This is a genomic window from Bosea sp. Tri-49 (genome assembly GCF_003952665.1).
GTDB lineage: Bacteria > Pseudomonadota > Alphaproteobacteria > Rhizobiales > Beijerinckiaceae > Allobosea.
This window is the reverse complement of the sequence record NZ_CP017946.1, coordinates 668,066-684,078: the sequence shown is the minus strand read 5'-3', so window position 1 is coordinate 684,078 and position 16,013 is coordinate 668,066. Positions and strand designations below refer to the sequence as shown.

Genomic DNA, 16,013 nt, shown 5'->3' with positions numbered 1-16,013 from the left:
TCATGGTCGGGCTTGTCCCGACCAGCCACGTCTTCCTTGATCGAAGACGGTGTTCAAGACGTCGATGCCCGCCCGGGCCGAGCCTGCGCGAACAGATCTCCCATCAATCCCCGCTCCGAAAATCCGGCCGCCTCACCGCATGGAGAGCCGATCCGCCGTCATGCCGCTTTGCCTCTTCCTTTCGAAATTAACTTTCTGGTAAGAGGCTTCGGATTCCTTTCCGGTGATGACGACCTGCCACCCGAGGCAGGCCAGACCCCGTAATCAGGAGATGACCGCATGAAGCGGACCATGATCGCTGCGAACGCCGTCCGTTTCACCGGCATGGGCCCCCGCAAGACGATCCCGCTTCTGGTTGCTCTTGCTGCGCCGGCTTTGGGCGCCTGCAGCGTCTCGCCGGTCCAGACCGCTGCGAACACGACCACCCCCGCCGCCAAGCAGCCGCACGAGGCCCGCAAGCGCGCCATCGAGCTCGCCAAGGCCGACCCGCGCGAGAAGGAATGCCTCGTCCGCGCGATGTATTTCGAATCGAACCGCTCGAGCGAATCCGGCCTGCTCGGCGTCGGCACGGTGGTGATGAACCGGGTCGGAGCGCCGCGCTACCCTGAGACGATCTGCGGCGTCGTCGGCGCGCCGCGCCAGTTCGCGCCGGGCGTGCTGACCCGCCAGATGGTCGCGCGCGACCTGCCCAAGGCCGAGGCCGCTGCCGAAGCCATTCTTGCCGGCAAGCGCAACGAAGCCGTCGGCAACGCCAAGCACTTCCACATGGCGGGCCTGCGCTTCTCCTACGCCAACATGCATTATGTGACGGTGGCCGGCGGCAACGCCTTCTACGTCAAGGGCGAGCGCCCCGAGCGCCGCCGCATCGAGGAGCCAAGCTACCAGCTCGCCGCTGTCACCGCGCCAGCGCCGCTCGCCACCACCGCCTCGACCGGATCGACCTCCTTCGCGACCGCGCCTCTGGCCTACGCGGCCGAGGCGCCGGCCGCCGCCACGCCGGCAAGCCCGGCCTTGCAGCTTGTCGCCAATGCCACGCTGCCGCCGAGCCGGCCCTATGATCTCGGCATGTCCAGGAAGACCGCCCAGGCCTTCATCGCGCCGCCAAAGAGCGATGCCCGCCTCGCGGCGCTGATACCGCCCTCCCGCCCCCTGCGCGGCAGCCTGGCGCAGGACTGAGCGGAGCCGCACCGGCAGAACCCCTCTCCTGGAAGGAGAGGGGCAGGGGTGAGGTGTTCGGACTGCAAACGTTGGCTTGAACCCGACCGCGCGGTGAGGCCTCGCGGGGCTGGTCACAGGGCCTACCCCTCACCCTGCCCTCTCCCTCCGGGAGAGGGTTCCCCGCGCCTTCAGCGGGGACAAATCCCCAATCAATCCCCGCCCCCAAAACCTCACGTATGCTTCTCCCCGTCCCGCCCGAACCGAGGGGGCTTCGCGAGGCGTCGAGAGGCCGGGCGGGAGAGCGGTGTCCGTGGCGAAAGAGCGTCGCAAGCCCGAACGAGCTCGGCCGCGCAGAGTGCGATCCACTTTGCGACCGGCTGGCTCGTTCCACCACGGAGGGGTTTCGTCGTTCGGGGCAGGCACCCCGGTCCAGCCGGACGCAACACACGGCGAGAGCTCGAAAGAAAACCGCGCGCGGGGTTCGGGCAGTGGCCAGTGGCGCTGCTTCGACAATTCGACATCGACATTCGGCACGCAGCCGTCGACTGCGACGCCGCCTTAGCCCCGCGCCTCCCTCGGATGGCGTTTCCCTCACACCCTCGCGGCGAAAGCCGGCGAGCGCATCGGCCTGTCAGGAGCCATCCCGCCAACGATGCGGCAGCCATTGCATCCCGCAGCGCATATCCTAGGTTGCACCTCCTGCCCGCCACGAGCCTGCCATGAGACGAAGCAGCCCGACCCGCCTGCCAGCGCCCTATCTCAGGCGCATCTGGCTCGACCGCGCGGCGGTGCCGGACGCAGAGGCCTATCCCTGGTGCCTGCCCTTCCTGCGCGACGAGTTCGAGCTCGCCTTCGACAAGTCGATCACGATCATCGTCGGCGAGAACGGCACGGGAAAATCGACGCTGCTCGAAGGCATCGCCGCGCTCGCCGGCTATGACGAGGCCGGCGGCGGCAAGGGCTACCGCCCTGTCGATCACGCCTGGGCGGTCGAGGCCATGGGCAGCCGGCTCGCGAGCGCACTCAAGGCGAGCTGGCTGCCGAAAGTCACCGATGGCTGGTTCTTCCGGGCCGAAAGCTTCTTCAGCGTCGCCCGCTATCTCGACAAGGCCGCCTTGGACCTCCCCATTCCCGCGCCGCCACCCGATTTCCTCTCCCATTCGCATGGCGAGGGCTTTTTGCGCTTCTTCGAGGAACGCTGCCAGCGCCGCGGCATCTTCATCTTCGACGAGCCGGAATCGGCGCTGTCGCCGGCCCGCCAGATCGAGTTCCTGAAGCTGCTGCGCCGCATGGACCGGCTCGGCCAGTGCCAGGTGATCATGGCGACCCACGCCCCGATCCTGATGGCCTATCCCGGCGCCCGCCTGCTGGGCTTGAGCAAATACGGGCTCGATCCGGTGACGATCGAGCAGACCCAGCATTTCAAACTCATCCGGGAGTTCTGCATGGATCCCGCGACGTTTGTAGAGACGATGATTGAGGAGTGAGGGCAGAAGGAAACCGCTCAAGAATGGTACGTCATGCCCACCTATGAGACCGGCTTAAGTTTCGCCTTGCCTTACTGTCAAAGAATCGGCTAGCCTTAACAGTGCTTACGGGCAGACTTCCTGCTGCGTATCGCGGCAAATGACAACAATGTTAAGCGGGCTGCTTCCCGTTATAGATCCTTTGCAGATATCTGCCATAGATCGCATAAGAGTGCCCGTAAGCAATTCTATTTTGAGCAAGAATCCTTGAAAACCATCACTAGACTCAAGGGCGCCGACAAGCTCGACGAGCTAGCAAAGTTGCTTAGCTTTACACCAAGAGGTCTAAGTTTTGTAGTATATAAAATCGATACTATGAATAAGTATAGAGTTTTTGAAATTGCCAAGAAAAGTGGTGGGACAAGGACTATTCATGCTCCAGAAAAGCAATTAGCGCTACTGCAAACACGCCTTGCAAATTTATTATATAGCTGCGTTGCAGAACTACAGCAGGAAAAACCAAAGCTATGGCATGCATCTCACGGTTTTCAGAAACAGAAAACCACGATCTCAAACGCAAATCCGCATCGTCGCCGAAGATTTGTTTTTAATCTAGATTTAGAGGATTTTTTTGGATCCATAAATTTTGGGCGAGTACGAGGATTTTTTATTAATGATAAAAACTTTAAACTTAACCCAAAAATCGCTACTATTATAGCACAGATTGCCTGCCACAGAAACGCTCTACCTCAGGGAAGCCCTTGCTCTCCCGTGATTTCAAACTTGATCGGAAACATACTGGACCTTCGACTTATTGCTCTAGCGCGCGAGACGAAGTGCACTTACACTCGCTATGCAGACGATCTGACATTCTCGACCAACGAGATGCTCTTTCCAACGGAGATCGCTACCAATCCTCAGGGAAGTACTTGGGAAGTAGGAATCAAACTTCACAAGGAGATCGAGCAAACGGGCTTTAAAATAAATCCTCGCAAGACTCGCATGTCGTTACGACGCTCTCGCCAAACCGTGACCGGCCTTGTCGTCAACTCTAAAGTCAATATCAAAAAAGACTACTATCGCTCTGCCCGTGCAATGTGCAATGCGGTTTTCAGTACGGGAGAGTATCATATAATTGACAAAGATAAAAATATATCCGATCTGAGATCACTCGAAGGAATACTTTCTCATATCTTTTTTGTAAAAGCACGACGCGACCGTGCGCCAAAAACTAATAAAATGGCAATTGAAGCAAACGAATTCAAACTACCATCCGCGCCTGTCGAACTGTACCGTAAATTCCTGTTCTATCGGCTGTTTGTGGCGCCCAAAGCGCCCTTAGTTGTAACAGAGGGGATTTCCGACATTACATATATTCAATGCGCAATCCGAGCCCTTGCAAAATCATTCCCAGCTCTCGCTTTAGAAAAGGACGGGAAACATACACGCCTATTAAGCTTTTTGAATCCTTCAGGCACGACGCGTGACGTTCTCAATCTTGGACATGGCGCATCGGGGCAAGCATCCCTTATTATGCAATATTTTGGAAATCTAAAAAAATATAAACACAAACCACTCGATCATCCGGTAATAATTCTTTGTGATAACGACGATGGCCCGAAGACAGTTTTTAAGAATGCCAAATCAAAAAGCGGGCTAACCATATCGACTTCCACCACCGATCAATTCTATCATCTCGGAGAGAACCTCTATATTGTGAAAGTTCCGGAGGGAAATCCCGCTACTATAAAAGAAATAGAAAATCTCTTTGATTCAAAACTATTGACTGAAAAATTGGATGGAAAATCCTTTGACCCTAAGAAAGAGCACGGCGATCCTACATCGTACGGTAAGGTAGTGTTTGCTGAGAAGATTGTGAGACCCAATGCCGGGGAAGGTTGATTTCACCGGTTTTTCTGATCTTCTGACACGAATTGATGCATGTTTAACACATTATAAGACGGTGAAGGCGCCTCCTGTGGGCAAGGTGTTAGCTGCTGCCGCTGCCGCTCCCTAGCGATGTTTGGAAGTCCGACCCCGAAGTGGGCCCAAAAGAAGCGCGAGCTCCGTTCGAGAACCCGCCTATTTTAAGGTCGTGTGCTAGCTACGCTAATTCGCCCTTTGTCAGCTCTCGCTTCCCGAGTCCCGCCTTGCCCCACTCCCTCTCCCCCGCCCGCCTCCAGGCCGCCGTCGATTTCGCGCAGGCGCATGATTCTCCCTGGCCGCGCAGCATGTTCTATCCGGACGGCGCCTATGTCGGGAATCGCGAATGGGACGAGAAAGGTCCGTGGACCGAGATCGTCGGGCCGGTCGAGCCGCGCGGCGGGCCGGCCGGGATCGTGCTGCAGGGCGGCAAGATCGTCGCCGAATGGGGCGATGTCGAGCGCGCCGACATGACCTTCTCGATCGCCAAGAGCTATCTCTCGGTGCTGGCGGGCCTCGCCGTCGCCGACGGGTTGATCGCCGATATCGACGAGCCGGTAGGCAAAAGCGTCGACGGCCCGCATTTCGCCAGCCCGCACAATGCCAAGATCACCTGGCGCCATCTGCTCAACATGAACAGCGAATGGCAGGGCGAGATTTTTGGCAAATCCGACCAGGTCGACCATTTCAGGCAGATCGGCATCGGCGCCGACAACAGCCGGAAAGGCCAGCGCCGCGAGCTCAGCGAGCCCGGCAGCCTCTACGAATACAACGACGTCCGGGTGAACGCGCTCGGCTACGCGCTGCTGCGGCGCTTCCGCAAGCCGCTGCCGCAGGTGCTGTGCGAGCGCATCATGGACCCGATCGGCGCCTCGCAAGGCTGGCGCTGGGAGGGCTACGAGACCTCCTGGATCGAGATCGACCGTAAGCGCATGCAGTCGGTCCCCGGCGGCGGCCATTGGGGCGGCGGCCTCTTCATCAGCGCCCGCGACCATGCCCGCTTCGGCCAATTGATCGCGCAGAGCGGCGTCTGGGAAGGGCGCGAATTGATCCCCTCGGCCTGGATCGCGCAGTCGCTGGTGCCCTCGCCGACCCTGCCGAATTACGGCTTCCTCTGGTGGCTGAACCGCGGCCCCGCCGCCAATCCCAAGCTGCCGGCGAGCGCCTTCAGCGCCCAGGGCGCCGGCAACAACCTGATCTGGATCGACCCGGAGCACGACCTCGTCGCAGTGCTGCGCTGGATCGACAAGGCTGCGATCGACGGGTTTTTGGAGCGGTTGGTCGCGGCGGTGGAGTGAAGGGCGCGGGAGCCTCGACGGAGAACCCCTCTCCCGGATGGGAGAGGGGCAGGGGTGAGGGACCGCCGCTGATTATTTAAGGCGAGGCGGCGCCGTCGCGCCTTCTGCGGTTAGGGCAGGCCCTCATCTCTGCCCTTCTCCCACACGGGAGAAGGGTTCCTCGCGTCCTTCATCCCGCTCTTCGGCCATGCGTCCCGCGTAGAACCATCCTCGCCCGCCACCCTTGCCGCCATCTCCCCTTGCACCCATAAGCCGCCCTGCTCCCGCAAGGCCTTAGCCAGTGTCCCCAGCCGCGCCAGCCTCCCCCCGTCTCGCCATCGGCTTTGCCTGCGGCATCCTTGCGGCCGTGATCTGGGGCGTGCAGTCGGTGATCTCGCGGCAATCGGTGGTGGACGGGCTCTCGGCCGGCGACGTCACCATCCTGCGCTTCCTCGCCGCCTCGCTGGTGCTGCTGCCCTTCGCCATCAAGCGCCTGAAGCCCTTTCCGGTCGGCAGGCTCGGCTGGAAGAAGGCGCTGATCCTCACCGCAATCGTCGGGCCGAGCTACAGCCTGATCCTGGTCGGCGGCGCGCATTTCGCCCCCGCCCTGCACTCCTCGGTGATCTCACCGGGCTTGATCCCGGTCGCGACCGCGCTGCTCGCCGTCCTCGTCCTCGGCGAGAGCATCAGCACGCTCAGGGTGATCGGCCTCGCCATCATCGTCGCCGGGGTCGTGGTCTTCTCCTTCGAGGCGATGGCCAACACGCCGACGCGCGAAGGCGCCTGGATCGGCGACCTGCTCTTCGTCCTGATCGCCGTGCTCTGGTCGGTGTTCGGCCTGCTGGCCCGGCGCTGGGGGGCGGACGCGGTCGAGGTCACCATGGCAACCTGCCTGCTCTCGGTGCCGCTCCTGCCGCTGCTCGCGCTGGTGCAGCCGGTCCACCTGCTGCAGGTGCCGCTGCCGGCGGTGGCGCTGCAGGCGCTCTATCAGGGCGTCATCGTCGGCGCGGTCGCGCTCTTCCTCTACACGCAGGCCGTCGCCATCCTGGGCGCCGGCCGCGCCGCGCTGTTCCTGCCGCTGGTGCCGGTGGTGACGGCGCTCTCGGGCGCCGCCTTCCTGGGCGAGCAGGCCTCGGCGCTGGAGATCGCCGGCATGGCGCTTGCCATCCTCGGCATGGTGGTAGCGCTCAAGGCGCCGAGCCATGCCTAAGGGATTCTAGTGGCGCGAATTCTTGTTGTTCGGCCGACGCGGCCGAACGGAAAGCGCGCCCTCAGCCCTTGTGGTCCTTGGCGATCGGCTCGACATAGGACAGCCCCATGTCCCAGGGGAAATAGATCCAGGTGTCCTGGCTGACCTCGGTGACGAAGGTGTCTACGACAGGCACACCGGCCGGCTTGGCGTAGACCGTGGCGAAATGGGCGTTCGGCAGCATCTCGCGCACGACGCGGGCGGTCTTGCCGGTATCGGTCAGGTCGTCGACGACGAGCACGCCCTTGCCCTTGCCGTCGCCGATGGCGCGGATCGAGGGAGCGATCTCCTTCATCACCTTGAGCTCGGTCTGGTTCTTGTAGTCGTGATAGCTCGCGACGCAGACCGTCTCGATCATGCGCAGGCCGAGCTCCCGGCAGATGATCGCCGCCGGCACCAGCCCGCCGCGGGTGATGCAGACCATCGCCTCGAACGGTCCGGCATCGGCGAGGCGCCAGGCGAGCGCGCGGGCGTCGCGGTGGAACTGGTCCCAGGAAACGGGGAAGGCCTTGTTGGCGCTCGGTTCGGCCATGGCTGGTCCTGCGGCAGACTTAAGAAAGAGCCTTTCCGCAAAGCGCATTCGGCGAAGGCTGGCAAGAGCCGCGCGGCCACAATCCCCGCCGCGCGGTGTCGATGTGGGCTCTAACTCAAAGTGTAGAGACGGATTCACCGATCAGGTTGGGTCAACCTGATCGGATCCGGCTCTAGAACTCGGCCCAGCCGTCGTCGCCCCGGCCGCCCGCCACTCTGGCGCGCGGGAGCGGCACCGGTTTCGCCGGCGCGGCCACCGCCTTCATCGCCGGCAGCACCGAGCGCAGATTTGCTGCGAGCGCTGCGGGCTGGTCGCTGCCGCCAAGCCGGAAGGCGCCGACCAACGCCGCCAGCGCCTGCGTCTCGGCCTGCAGGTCGCGCGACAGCTTCGAGCTCGAATCGGCCATCAGCGAATTCTGCTGCGTCATCTCGTCCATATGGGCAACGGTCTTGGCCATCTCCTCGACGCCATTGGCCTGCTCCGTCGCCGCGCTCGAGATCTCGGCGATGGTGCCGGCGACACGGTTCGCCGCATCGACGATCTCCTCGAGCGTCCGGCCGGTATCCTTGACCAGCTGGACGCCGGAGCGGACCTGCTGGCTCGAATTGGCGATCAGCGCCTTGATGCCGTTGGCGGATTCGCTGGAGCGCCCGGCGAGCGCCCGCACCTCCGAGGCGACGACAGCAAAGCCTCGGCCGGCATCGCCAGCCCGCGCCGCCTCGACCGCAGCATTGAGCGCGAGCAGATTGGTCTGGAACGAGATCTCGTCGATCATCGAGATGATGTCGGCGATCGAGGTCGAAGCCTGCTCGATCCGGCCCATCGCCGCAACGGCATCGGCGACGATTGCCCCGCCGCGCGAGGCCACGGCCTTGGCCTCGTCGCCGAGCGCCGCAGCCTGACGCGAATTGCCGGCGCTGGTCTTGATCGAGGCGGCGAGTTCCTCGGTCGTCGCGGCCGTCTCCTGCAGGCTCGAAGCCTGGGCCTCGGCCCGTTCGGCGAGTTCGAGGCTCTCACTCGCCATCCGGTCGGCCGCGACACCGACCTTGCCGGAGATCGTGCCGACGGCGCCGATCACCTCCGCCATCGTCTCGATCAATTCGTTGATGCCGCCGCAAAGGACCGCGACCTCGCCCTCCTTGCCGGCCATCTCGATCCGGCTCGTCAAATCCTTGCCCTTGGCCCGGCCGATCACCGCCTGCGCCTCGCCGACCGCCTTGGCGAGCTGTCGCGCCGCCTTCTGCTCGCTGATGTCGGTGGCGTATTTCACCACCTTCAGCGGCCGGCCCTTGGCATCCATGATCGGGTTGTAGCTCGCCTGGATCCAGACCTCGCGGCCGCCCTTGCCGAAGCGCTGGTACTGGCCGGAATCGTATTCGCCGCGGCCGAGCTTCGCCCAGAAGGCGCGATAATCCGCCGAGCTGCGATAATCGGCGTCGCAGAACATGGCGTGGTGCTTGCCCTTGATCTCGTCGAGCGCATAGCCGGTGACGGCGAGGAAGTTCTCGTTGGCGTCGAGGATATGGCCGTCGAGCGTGAACTCGATCACCGCCATGGCCTTGCGGATCGCGGCGACCTGCCCGGCCAGATCGGCCTCGCGGTTCTTCTGATCGGTAACGACCGTCGCGAACTTGATCACCTTGACCGGCTTGCCGCGGGAATCGAAGACCGGGTTGTAGCTCGCCTCGATCCAGAACTCGCTGCCATCGGCGGCAACACGCAAGAACTGGCGCGCATCGTATTCACCCTGCCGCAGCCGCTCCCAGAACGCCTTGTATTCGGCGCTCGCGGCCTCCTCCTTCAAGACGAACATGCTGTGATGGCGCCCCCGCACCTGGTCCAGCGTGTAGCCCACCGCCTTCAGGAAGTTCTCGTTGGCATCGAGAATCGTGCCGTCGAGCTTGAAACTGATCACCGCCATGGCGCGATTGAGCGCCGCCATCTCGCCTTCGATCTCGCGGCGCGAAACGCCGCTCCCAAATGGATTTAGCCGCATGCCCCATCCCCCGCATTCAGCTCCGCGAACTCCTGGCCCGCAAGATCAGAATGGCCGATAATGGTTTACGACTCACTAAGCGAAGGCGGATCTTAAGTTAAAAATCAAGATGACGCTAGGGAAACTCAAAACACTACTATAAATCAATCGTCACCCGCAAACTGAATACATTCAATGAAATCGAATACATCCACAATTGTTAGCAGACTAAGTTTATGAAAACTCCCCACATCAAATAGAAATCCCTCTAGTCATGCCTTAGAGATACTTGCGAATTATTCCAAACTGTTACCCGATTCAACTTTGAACGGCGTTAGAAATCTGAAAGACACAGCCTATAGATTGTATATATTTCATTATGCAACCTAACCGTTAAGGCGCTTCCGCTCGGTTTCGACCATCTCCTGCACGGCCGACGCCGCCATCATCAGCTTCTCCGGGTCGCGCGAGCGGATGACGATGTTGGTGTCCGGCCCGGTCTCGGACCAGAACGGATAGGAGCCGATCGAGCAGTCGGGATGGGCTTTCGCGATCTCGGCGAGCGGCGTGCCGATATCGCCTTCCTTCAGGCCGGCCCTCACCGTCTCCGACAGGATCTTGGCGCCGGTCTTCAATGTCGGCGCGACAACATCGAGCATGGCCTGCATGATCGCCGGGACGCCGGCCATGACATGGACGTTGCCGATCTTGAAGCCCGGCGCCTTCGACACCGAATTGGCGATGAGATCGGCGCCGGCCGGAATTCGCGCCATCCGCATCCGCGCTTCGTTGAGCTGATCCTGCGGGAAGCGCTCCAGCAGCATGGCGACGGCGCGCGGATCATGGTCGATCGGCACGCCGAAGGCGGCCGCGACCGCGTCCGCCGTGATGTCGTCATGGGTTGGGCCGATGCCGCCGGTCGTGAAGACATAGGTGTAGCGCGCACGCAGCGCGTTCAGCGCCGAGACGATCTCGTCGGTCAGGTCGGGCACGACCCGGACCTCGCGCAACTCGACGCCGATATTGGTCAGGTATTCGGCGATATAGCCGATGTTCTTGTCTTTGGTCCGGCCGGACAGGATCTCGTCGCCGATCACCAGGATCGCGGCGGTGATGACGGGCGGAAAGGCGGGCGATGGCGCTGCCGTCATGGGCATTGTCCTGCTGTTCGAAAAAACGCCGCATGCGTGCCCCGATACGCAAGCAAACTAAGCTGCTTGCGCGCGACCGCTCAAGCGGCGCGCCAGTCGGGGCCGCTATGCGCGCGCGGCGCGGCGTATCACGAGGTCGTGCGCTCGTAGACGAGGTTGAGCCGGGTCTGAGCGATGAGCTTGTAGCCCTTGCTCTCCAGCAGCGCCGGCAGATCACTCTGCCAACGCCCGCGCGAATCCTCGACGATGATGAAGCCCGGCCACAGCGCTTCCGGAGCATCGCGCAGGAAAGGTTCGAGGATCAGGTCCTCGGCGCCCTCGACATCGAGCTTGACCGCATCGAGCCGCTCATAGCCCTCGCCCTGCATCAGTGCGAGCAGCGTCGTCGCCGGAACGCGTACCGAGTTCGCATTGCTGGAACGCAGGATGCGCACGCTCGATTCGCCCTTGTTCGCAGGGTCGAGGAACAGCGTCAGCTCGCCCGGCTTGTCGGCGAGCGCGCAGGCGACAGCCTTGACCGTGCCGAACGGGTTCTGGGCGATGTTGTAGGTCAGCCGCGCGAAGATGTCGGGCTGCGGCTCGACCGCCAGGATGCGCGCGCCCCGGCCGGCGCGGGCCGCCACGAAGAGCGAATAGGCGCCGATATTCGCACCGATATCGATGAAGCAGAAGCCGTCGCGAATCCGCGAGGCCAGGAGCTCGCGTTCCCGCGCGTCGAAGTACTGCGGTGTGAACAGTACCCGTTTCTCGCAGACATTGCCCTCCGGATAGAGCCGCATCTGCGCGCCGAGCGCCTCGATGTCGACGGGCTGGCCCTTGAGCCGGTTGAGCCCGAGGCGACGCAGCGCGAAGGCGAACTTGCGGCCAAGGAAGGAGCCCGAGGCGCAGCGCGTCCAGCCGATGATGCGCGCGATGCTGCCATGCGGCGCGAAGGTGCCGAAGGGCTGGTCCTCGGTCGATCTGATCTCATTGAATGCCATTGGCGGGCTGATACACCCCAAGCGTTGGCAGCGCCAGCGGCTTGATCGATGCTTGCGTAGAGCCAAGGCGATGTCAGGCCGCATCGCTCGTCGCTAGAGTACAACCCGCATGCAACGGGCAAAGGCTGCCACAATCGGCGACCCCGGCCAGCAGATGGCGCAGGCAGCAGAGCTTGCGGCGTCTGATCGGCTCGCCCTGCTCGACGGGGTAACGCACCGCCTCGAACATGGGATTGCGGCGCCCGTCCGGCTCCAGCGGCCGCTCCAATCGCAGGCGCGCCGCCGCCAGCGCCTGCGCATCGGCGAGCTCGGCCGGCAATTGCTGCAGCGTCCATTCGAAGATCGCCGCCGCATTGGCCCAGAGCAGCCGCGGCGACACCCGGAACTGCCCCGCGAGATGGCTGATCAGCGGCGCGACATGGCCCTCGAACAGGCGCGCGAAGGGATCGCTGCCGTCAACGCGTCGCCCGCCTTCGTCGGGAATGGCGATGGCGCTCGTCAGCCCGACGTCCTGCGGCACAATCGCGATCTGGTCGAGTTCCAGCGGCAGGTCGCGATCGCACAGCAGGATCACCACCGTCGCTGGAATGATCAAAGCGCCGAAATGCCATTGCGTCCACATCGAGACCAGCGCACGCCGGTCGCTGTCCGGATAGAGCACGGCGAAGCGCGCCATCAGCCCGTCGGCCGCGCCCGCGAGCAGATTCTGCCCGGAAACGACCTCCGCGGCTCCGCCGGGCAGCACGAGCTTGTCCCGGTACCAGGCCAGCGCCTCCGGAAAGCGGGAGACGAAGGATGGCAGCGGCCGGGCCTCGCTCATCCGAGCGCCGCCTGCTCCTGGGCCGCCGGCTGCTGCGAAGTCGCAGACCATCCGCCAAGCAGCGCCGCCAGGGGTGCTGCAACCAGGGCGACAATGGCAGCAAGAACGAAGCAGACGCTGTAGCCGAAATGCTGGGAGACCCAGCCGGCGCCGATGCCGCCGGCCATGCTGACCAGCCCGTCCATGCATTGCAGCAGGGTGAAGTCGACGCCGGCCTGGCGCGGATCGGACAGCGCCATGAAGCGGGCATAGAGTGCGACGAAGCCGAGCGCCATGATGCCGGACGAGCTCGCCAGCGCCAGCGTCAACACGATCGGCTGCGGCAGTCCGCGCCAGGCAGCGAAGGCGAGGCCTGCAAGCGAAGCGGCCTGCAGCAGCAGCGCCAGGACCAGCACGCTGCGTGCACCGAGAAGCCGCACCAGCGCCCCGCCGAGCAGCGCGCAGGCGAAGCCGACGGCAAGGCCGCCAAGGCCGTTGACGAGGCCGAGCGAGGCCAGATCGAGCCCGCTGTCGACCAGATAGGGTCCGAGCATCGCGACGCCCCATTTCTGCGCGGGGACGTAAATGGCGGCGAGGAGGAGACCGGAGCGCATCTCGGGTCGACGCAGGGCCTGCTTCAGCGAAGGCTGATGCATGCGCCGTGCCGGAGCTGCAGGAGTCGGCGAGAGCAGGAAAGGCAACGCGAGCAGGACGAGCAGCCCCGCCATGGCGAAGGTGGCGAATTGCCAGTCGAGCCGCGCCACCAGCACGAGAAACAGGCCGGAGCCGAGCGCCGAGCCGAGATAGGCCCCGCCGACCTGGGCAGCGTTGCCCCAGCCATGATGCGCCTGCGCCAGTGTCTCGACCGCATGGCCGTCGCAGGCGATGTCACCGGTCGAAGCGGAGAAAGCGATCAGCACGAACACGGCGATCAGCGGCACGAACGCGACCGGGCCGATCAGGCCGACTGCGACGAGCCCGACGGCCGAAACCAGCGTCGTCGCCAGCACGATCCTGCGCGAGCGCGCAGGACCGGTGCCCGGCAAACGGTAGCGCTCGACCGCCGGCGCCCACAGGAACTTCAAGGCCCAGGGCAGCACGGCGAGATAGGTCAGGCCGATCTGGTCGAGCGGCAGGCCGCGCTCGCGCAGCACGCTCGGCAGGGCGATGAAGGTCATCCCCCCAATGATGCTCTGGCCGACATACAAGCCCCCGATCGCAAGAACGATCGCCGCCGGCGACAGCACGAGCGTCCTCACCAGCGGTAGCGCAGGCTGGCGATGACCTTGCGTCCCTCGTCGAAATAGCAGTAGCCGGCGGTGCAGGTCTGCTGGACCTCGTTCAGGAGGTTGGTGGCGTTGACCTGCAGCCGCATGCCTTTGAGCTGCGGGCTGAGGTTTTCGAGGTCGTAGCGGATCGAGCCGTCGACGAAGGTGCGCGCCTTGTTGTCGATCACCGGCCGGCCGAGATTGTCGCCGAGGCTGGAGCCGACATAGCGCACGCCGCCTCCGATCCCGAGCCCGCGCACCGGTCCATTTTGGACGGTGTAGTCGAGCCAGAGTGAAGCCATGTGATAGGGGATGCTGGAGAGGCGGTTGCCGACCGTCTCCACCGTCAGCTTCTTGATGCGGGCGTCATTGTAGGAATAGGAGGCCTGTAGGCTCAGCCCGTTCGCCAGCGAGGCGACGCCCTCGATCTCGAAGCCACTGGAGCGCAGGTCGAGCTGGACCTGGCGGTTGAGGCCGTCGACGACCTCGTAGACCACCCCGTTCTCCTGACGGATGTTGAACACCGCCGCGCGCAGCGAGGCATTGTAGCCCGGCAGGTCGTATTTCACGCCGAGCTCGGCCTGCTTGCCGCTCGTCGGCTGGGCGACGCCGCCGTTCAGCACCGTGCCCGGATTGGGCACGAAGGAGGTGCCGTAGCTGACATAGGGTGCAAGGCCGAAATCGGTGACGTAAGACAGCGCGGCCCGGCCGGTGAACTTGCCGTCGGTGCGCTTGCTCTCGGTCGGGACGGCGCCAGCAGCGCCCGCCTCGAACTTGCTGTCGACCCAATCATTGCGGACGCCGGCGGAGAGGCGCCAGCCGCCCCATTTGATCTGGTCCTGCAGATAGACGCCTGTCGTAGTCAGCGTCTGCTCGGTCCGCCAGAGAAAAGCTGGGTTGTAGCCGAGCGGCACGCCGCCGAAGGCTTCCTTGTTCTTGTAGTGCAGACGGCTGACATCGACGCCGGCGAGCAGTGTATGGTCGAGCGCGCCGGTCCGGACCTTCGCCTCCAGCGAGGTATCGACCGAGAAGCCGGCGGTGTTCTCGCGGGTCAGGCCGGGGTCGAAATAGACATATTGCTGGTTGTTGCCGAGCTGCTGGTACCTCGCCCGCTGGCGCAGTGTGAAGACCTCGTCGAACTTGTGCTCGAACTCGTAGCCGATGCGCGCCTGCTGCTGGCGAAAATCATTGTAGCGCTTGTCGCCGACATAGAGCTTGGTCGCGCCAAGCGTCTTGGACAGCACATTGCCCTGGCGGTCGACATAGGGGCCGTACTGATTGAGATAGGCCGCCGTGCCGCCCGTGGTCGAATCCATGTACTCGCCGAGCACGGTGAGCTTGGTCGCCTCGTTCGGCTTCCAGGTCAGCGCCGGCGCAATGAAGATGCGGTCGTCCTTGATCGCGCTGATGTCGCCTTTGGCGTCGCGGATGACGCCGGTCACCCGGTAGAGCAGCGTCCCCTCCGCGTTGGCCGGGCCGGAGAAGTCGAAATTGAATTGCTTCCGGCCGAAGGAGCCGCCCTGGACCTCGATCTCGCGGAACGGCGTTTCGGTCGGCCGCTTCGAGATCAGGTCGACGATACCGGCGCTGGTGCTGGCGCCGTAGATGGCGGAAGCCGGCCCGCGCAGCACGCTGATCGCTTCCAGCCCGTAGGGTTCGAGCCGCATCAACCCGTTCGGGCTGCCGATCTGGCGCAGCCCGTCGCGGAAGACGGCGTTGTGGGTGACGTCGATGCCGCGGATGGTGAAAGCGTCGTAGCGCGGATCGAAGCCATAGGTGCCAATGCGCGCGCCCGGCGTATAGGCCAGCGCTTCCAGGAGGTTCTGCGGCTTGCGCTGCTCGAGCTGCGTCTGCGTCACCGTCGAGATCGACATCGGCGTCTCGAGCAGTGGCGTGTCGGTCTTGCTGGCGCTGCGGCCCGAGGTCGCGACATAGCCGTTGGCGGTGAAGACGCCCTTCTCGCCGGAGCCCTGCCCTTCGACCACGATCGTGTCGAGCTGGATCTGCCGACCATCGGCTCCCTGTGCCAAAGCGGCGATGGGAGCAAACAGAAGCGCGGACGAGCCCAGCAGGGTAAAGCGAATATTCACGGCACGCGACTCTCGGCAGGAAACGACGAACGCGGCCTAACAATCGAAACTACACAGGTCAATATATTATAGTTTTGAATTATTACAGATCAACACATCGAATATATACTTAAAATATCAAACAGTACGTTGTTATGCGGCATCA

12 protein-coding genes are annotated in these 16,013 nt (G+C 63.3%); 5 read left to right on the top strand and 7 right to left on the bottom strand.

Features of this window, described 5'->3' with window-relative positions:
* Positions 1-279: 279 nt before the first annotated feature.
* The 5 genes from BLM15_RS03365 (at position 280) to BLM15_RS03345 (ending at position 7,034) form a co-directional block, all read left to right on the top strand.
* The gene (locus BLM15_RS03365) at positions 280-1,176 is read left to right on the top strand and encodes a cell wall hydrolase (protein ID WP_236846521.1); all 897 of its coding nucleotides are present in this window, start codon (positions 280-282) and stop codon (positions 1,174-1,176) included.
* Between the two features lie 701 nt (positions 1,177-1,877).
* Complete coding sequence (locus BLM15_RS03360; RefSeq protein ID WP_126110378.1) at positions 1,878-2,645, top strand: AAA family ATPase; 768 nt, start codon at positions 1,878-1,880, stop codon at positions 2,643-2,645.
* 246 nt (positions 2,646-2,891) lie between these two features.
* Positions 2,892-4,526 carry a retron Ec67 family RNA-directed DNA polymerase/endonuclease gene (locus BLM15_RS03355; RefSeq protein WP_126110376.1) on the top strand — a complete coding sequence of 545 codons (1,635 nt, stop codon included), beginning with the start codon at positions 2,892-2,894 and terminating at the stop codon, positions 4,524-4,526.
* 248 nt (positions 4,527-4,774) lie between these two features.
* Positions 4,775-5,845 carry a serine hydrolase domain-containing protein gene (locus tag BLM15_RS03350; protein ID WP_236846516.1) on the top strand — a complete coding sequence of 357 codons (1,071 nt, stop codon included), beginning with the start codon at positions 4,775-4,777 and terminating at the stop codon, positions 5,843-5,845.
* 280 nt (positions 5,846-6,125) lie between these two features.
* Entirely contained in the window at positions 6,126-7,034 is a 909-nt protein-coding gene (locus BLM15_RS03345; RefSeq protein ID WP_126110374.1) for a DMT family transporter, read from the top strand.
* 61 nt (positions 7,035-7,095) lie between these two features.
* Here the strand turns inward: BLM15_RS03345 and gpt are convergent, their stop codons facing one another.
* The 7 genes from gpt to BLM15_RS03310 all read right to left on the bottom strand — a co-directional run bounded on the left by gpt (position 7,096) and on the right by BLM15_RS03310 (position 15,868).
* Positions 7,096-7,605 carry a xanthine phosphoribosyltransferase gene (gene gpt / locus BLM15_RS03340; RefSeq protein WP_126110372.1) on the bottom strand — a complete coding sequence of 170 codons (510 nt, stop codon included), beginning with the start codon at positions 7,603-7,605 and terminating at the stop codon, positions 7,096-7,098.
* A 172-nt stretch (positions 7,606-7,777) separates the two neighbouring features.
* Positions 7,778-9,601 carry a methyl-accepting chemotaxis protein gene (locus BLM15_RS03335; RefSeq protein ID WP_126110370.1) on the bottom strand — a complete coding sequence of 608 codons (1,824 nt, stop codon included), beginning with the start codon at positions 9,599-9,601 and terminating at the stop codon, positions 7,778-7,780.
* A 365-nt stretch (positions 9,602-9,966) separates the two neighbouring features.
* On the bottom strand, positions 9,967-10,731 hold the full coding sequence (locus BLM15_RS03330; protein ID WP_126110368.1) for a competence/damage-inducible protein A: 765 nt from the start codon (positions 10,729-10,731) through the stop codon (positions 9,967-9,969).
* Positions 10,732-10,859: 128 nt separating this feature from the next.
* Positions 10,860-11,711, bottom strand: coding sequence for an FkbM family methyltransferase (locus BLM15_RS03325; protein WP_126110366.1), 852 nt, complete (start codon positions 11,709-11,711; stop codon positions 10,860-10,862).
* A gap of 73 nt (positions 11,712-11,784) precedes the next feature.
* Complete coding sequence (gene fhuF, locus BLM15_RS03320; protein WP_164547386.1) at positions 11,785-12,531, bottom strand: siderophore-iron reductase FhuF; 747 nt, start codon at positions 12,529-12,531, stop codon at positions 11,785-11,787.
* On the bottom strand, positions 12,528-13,688 hold the full coding sequence (locus BLM15_RS03315) for an MFS transporter (RefSeq protein WP_126110361.1): 1,161 nt from the start codon (positions 13,686-13,688) through the stop codon (positions 12,528-12,530). Before BLM15_RS03315 ends, fhuF begins: the two co-directional genes overlap by 4 nt.
* A gap of 77 nt (positions 13,689-13,765) precedes the next feature.
* Entirely contained in the window at positions 13,766-15,868 is a 2,103-nt protein-coding gene (locus tag BLM15_RS03310; protein ID WP_126110359.1) for a TonB-dependent siderophore receptor, read from the bottom strand.
* Positions 15,869-16,013 lie beyond the last annotated feature (145 nt).

Coding starts and splice junctions, on each gene's coding strand:
- BLM15_RS03365 (WP_236846521.1), top strand. CDS start 280: ATGAAGCGGACCATGATCGCTGCGAACGCCGTCCGTTTCACCGGCATG.
- BLM15_RS03360 (WP_126110378.1), top strand. CDS start 1,878: ATGAGACGAAGCAGCCCGACCCGCCTGCCAGCGCCCTATCTCAGGCGC.
- gpt (WP_126110372.1), bottom strand. CDS start 7,605: ATGGCCGAACCGAGCGCCAACAAGGCCTTCCCCGTTTCCTGGGACCAG.
- BLM15_RS03335 (WP_126110370.1), bottom strand. CDS start 9,601: ATGCGGCTAAATCCATTTGGGAGCGGCGTTTCGCGCCGCGAGATCGAA.
- BLM15_RS03330 (WP_126110368.1), bottom strand. CDS start 10,731: ATGACGGCAGCGCCATCGCCCGCCTTTCCGCCCGTCATCACCGCCGCG.
- BLM15_RS03325 (WP_126110366.1), bottom strand. CDS start 11,711: ATGGCATTCAATGAGATCAGATCGACCGAGGACCAGCCCTTCGGCACC.
- fhuF (WP_164547386.1), bottom strand. CDS start 12,531: ATGAGCGAGGCCCGGCCGCTGCCATCCTTCGTCTCCCGCTTTCCGGAG.
- BLM15_RS03315 (WP_126110361.1), bottom strand. CDS start 13,688: ATGACCTTCATCGCCCTGCCGAGCGTGCTGCGCGAGCGCGGCCTGCCG.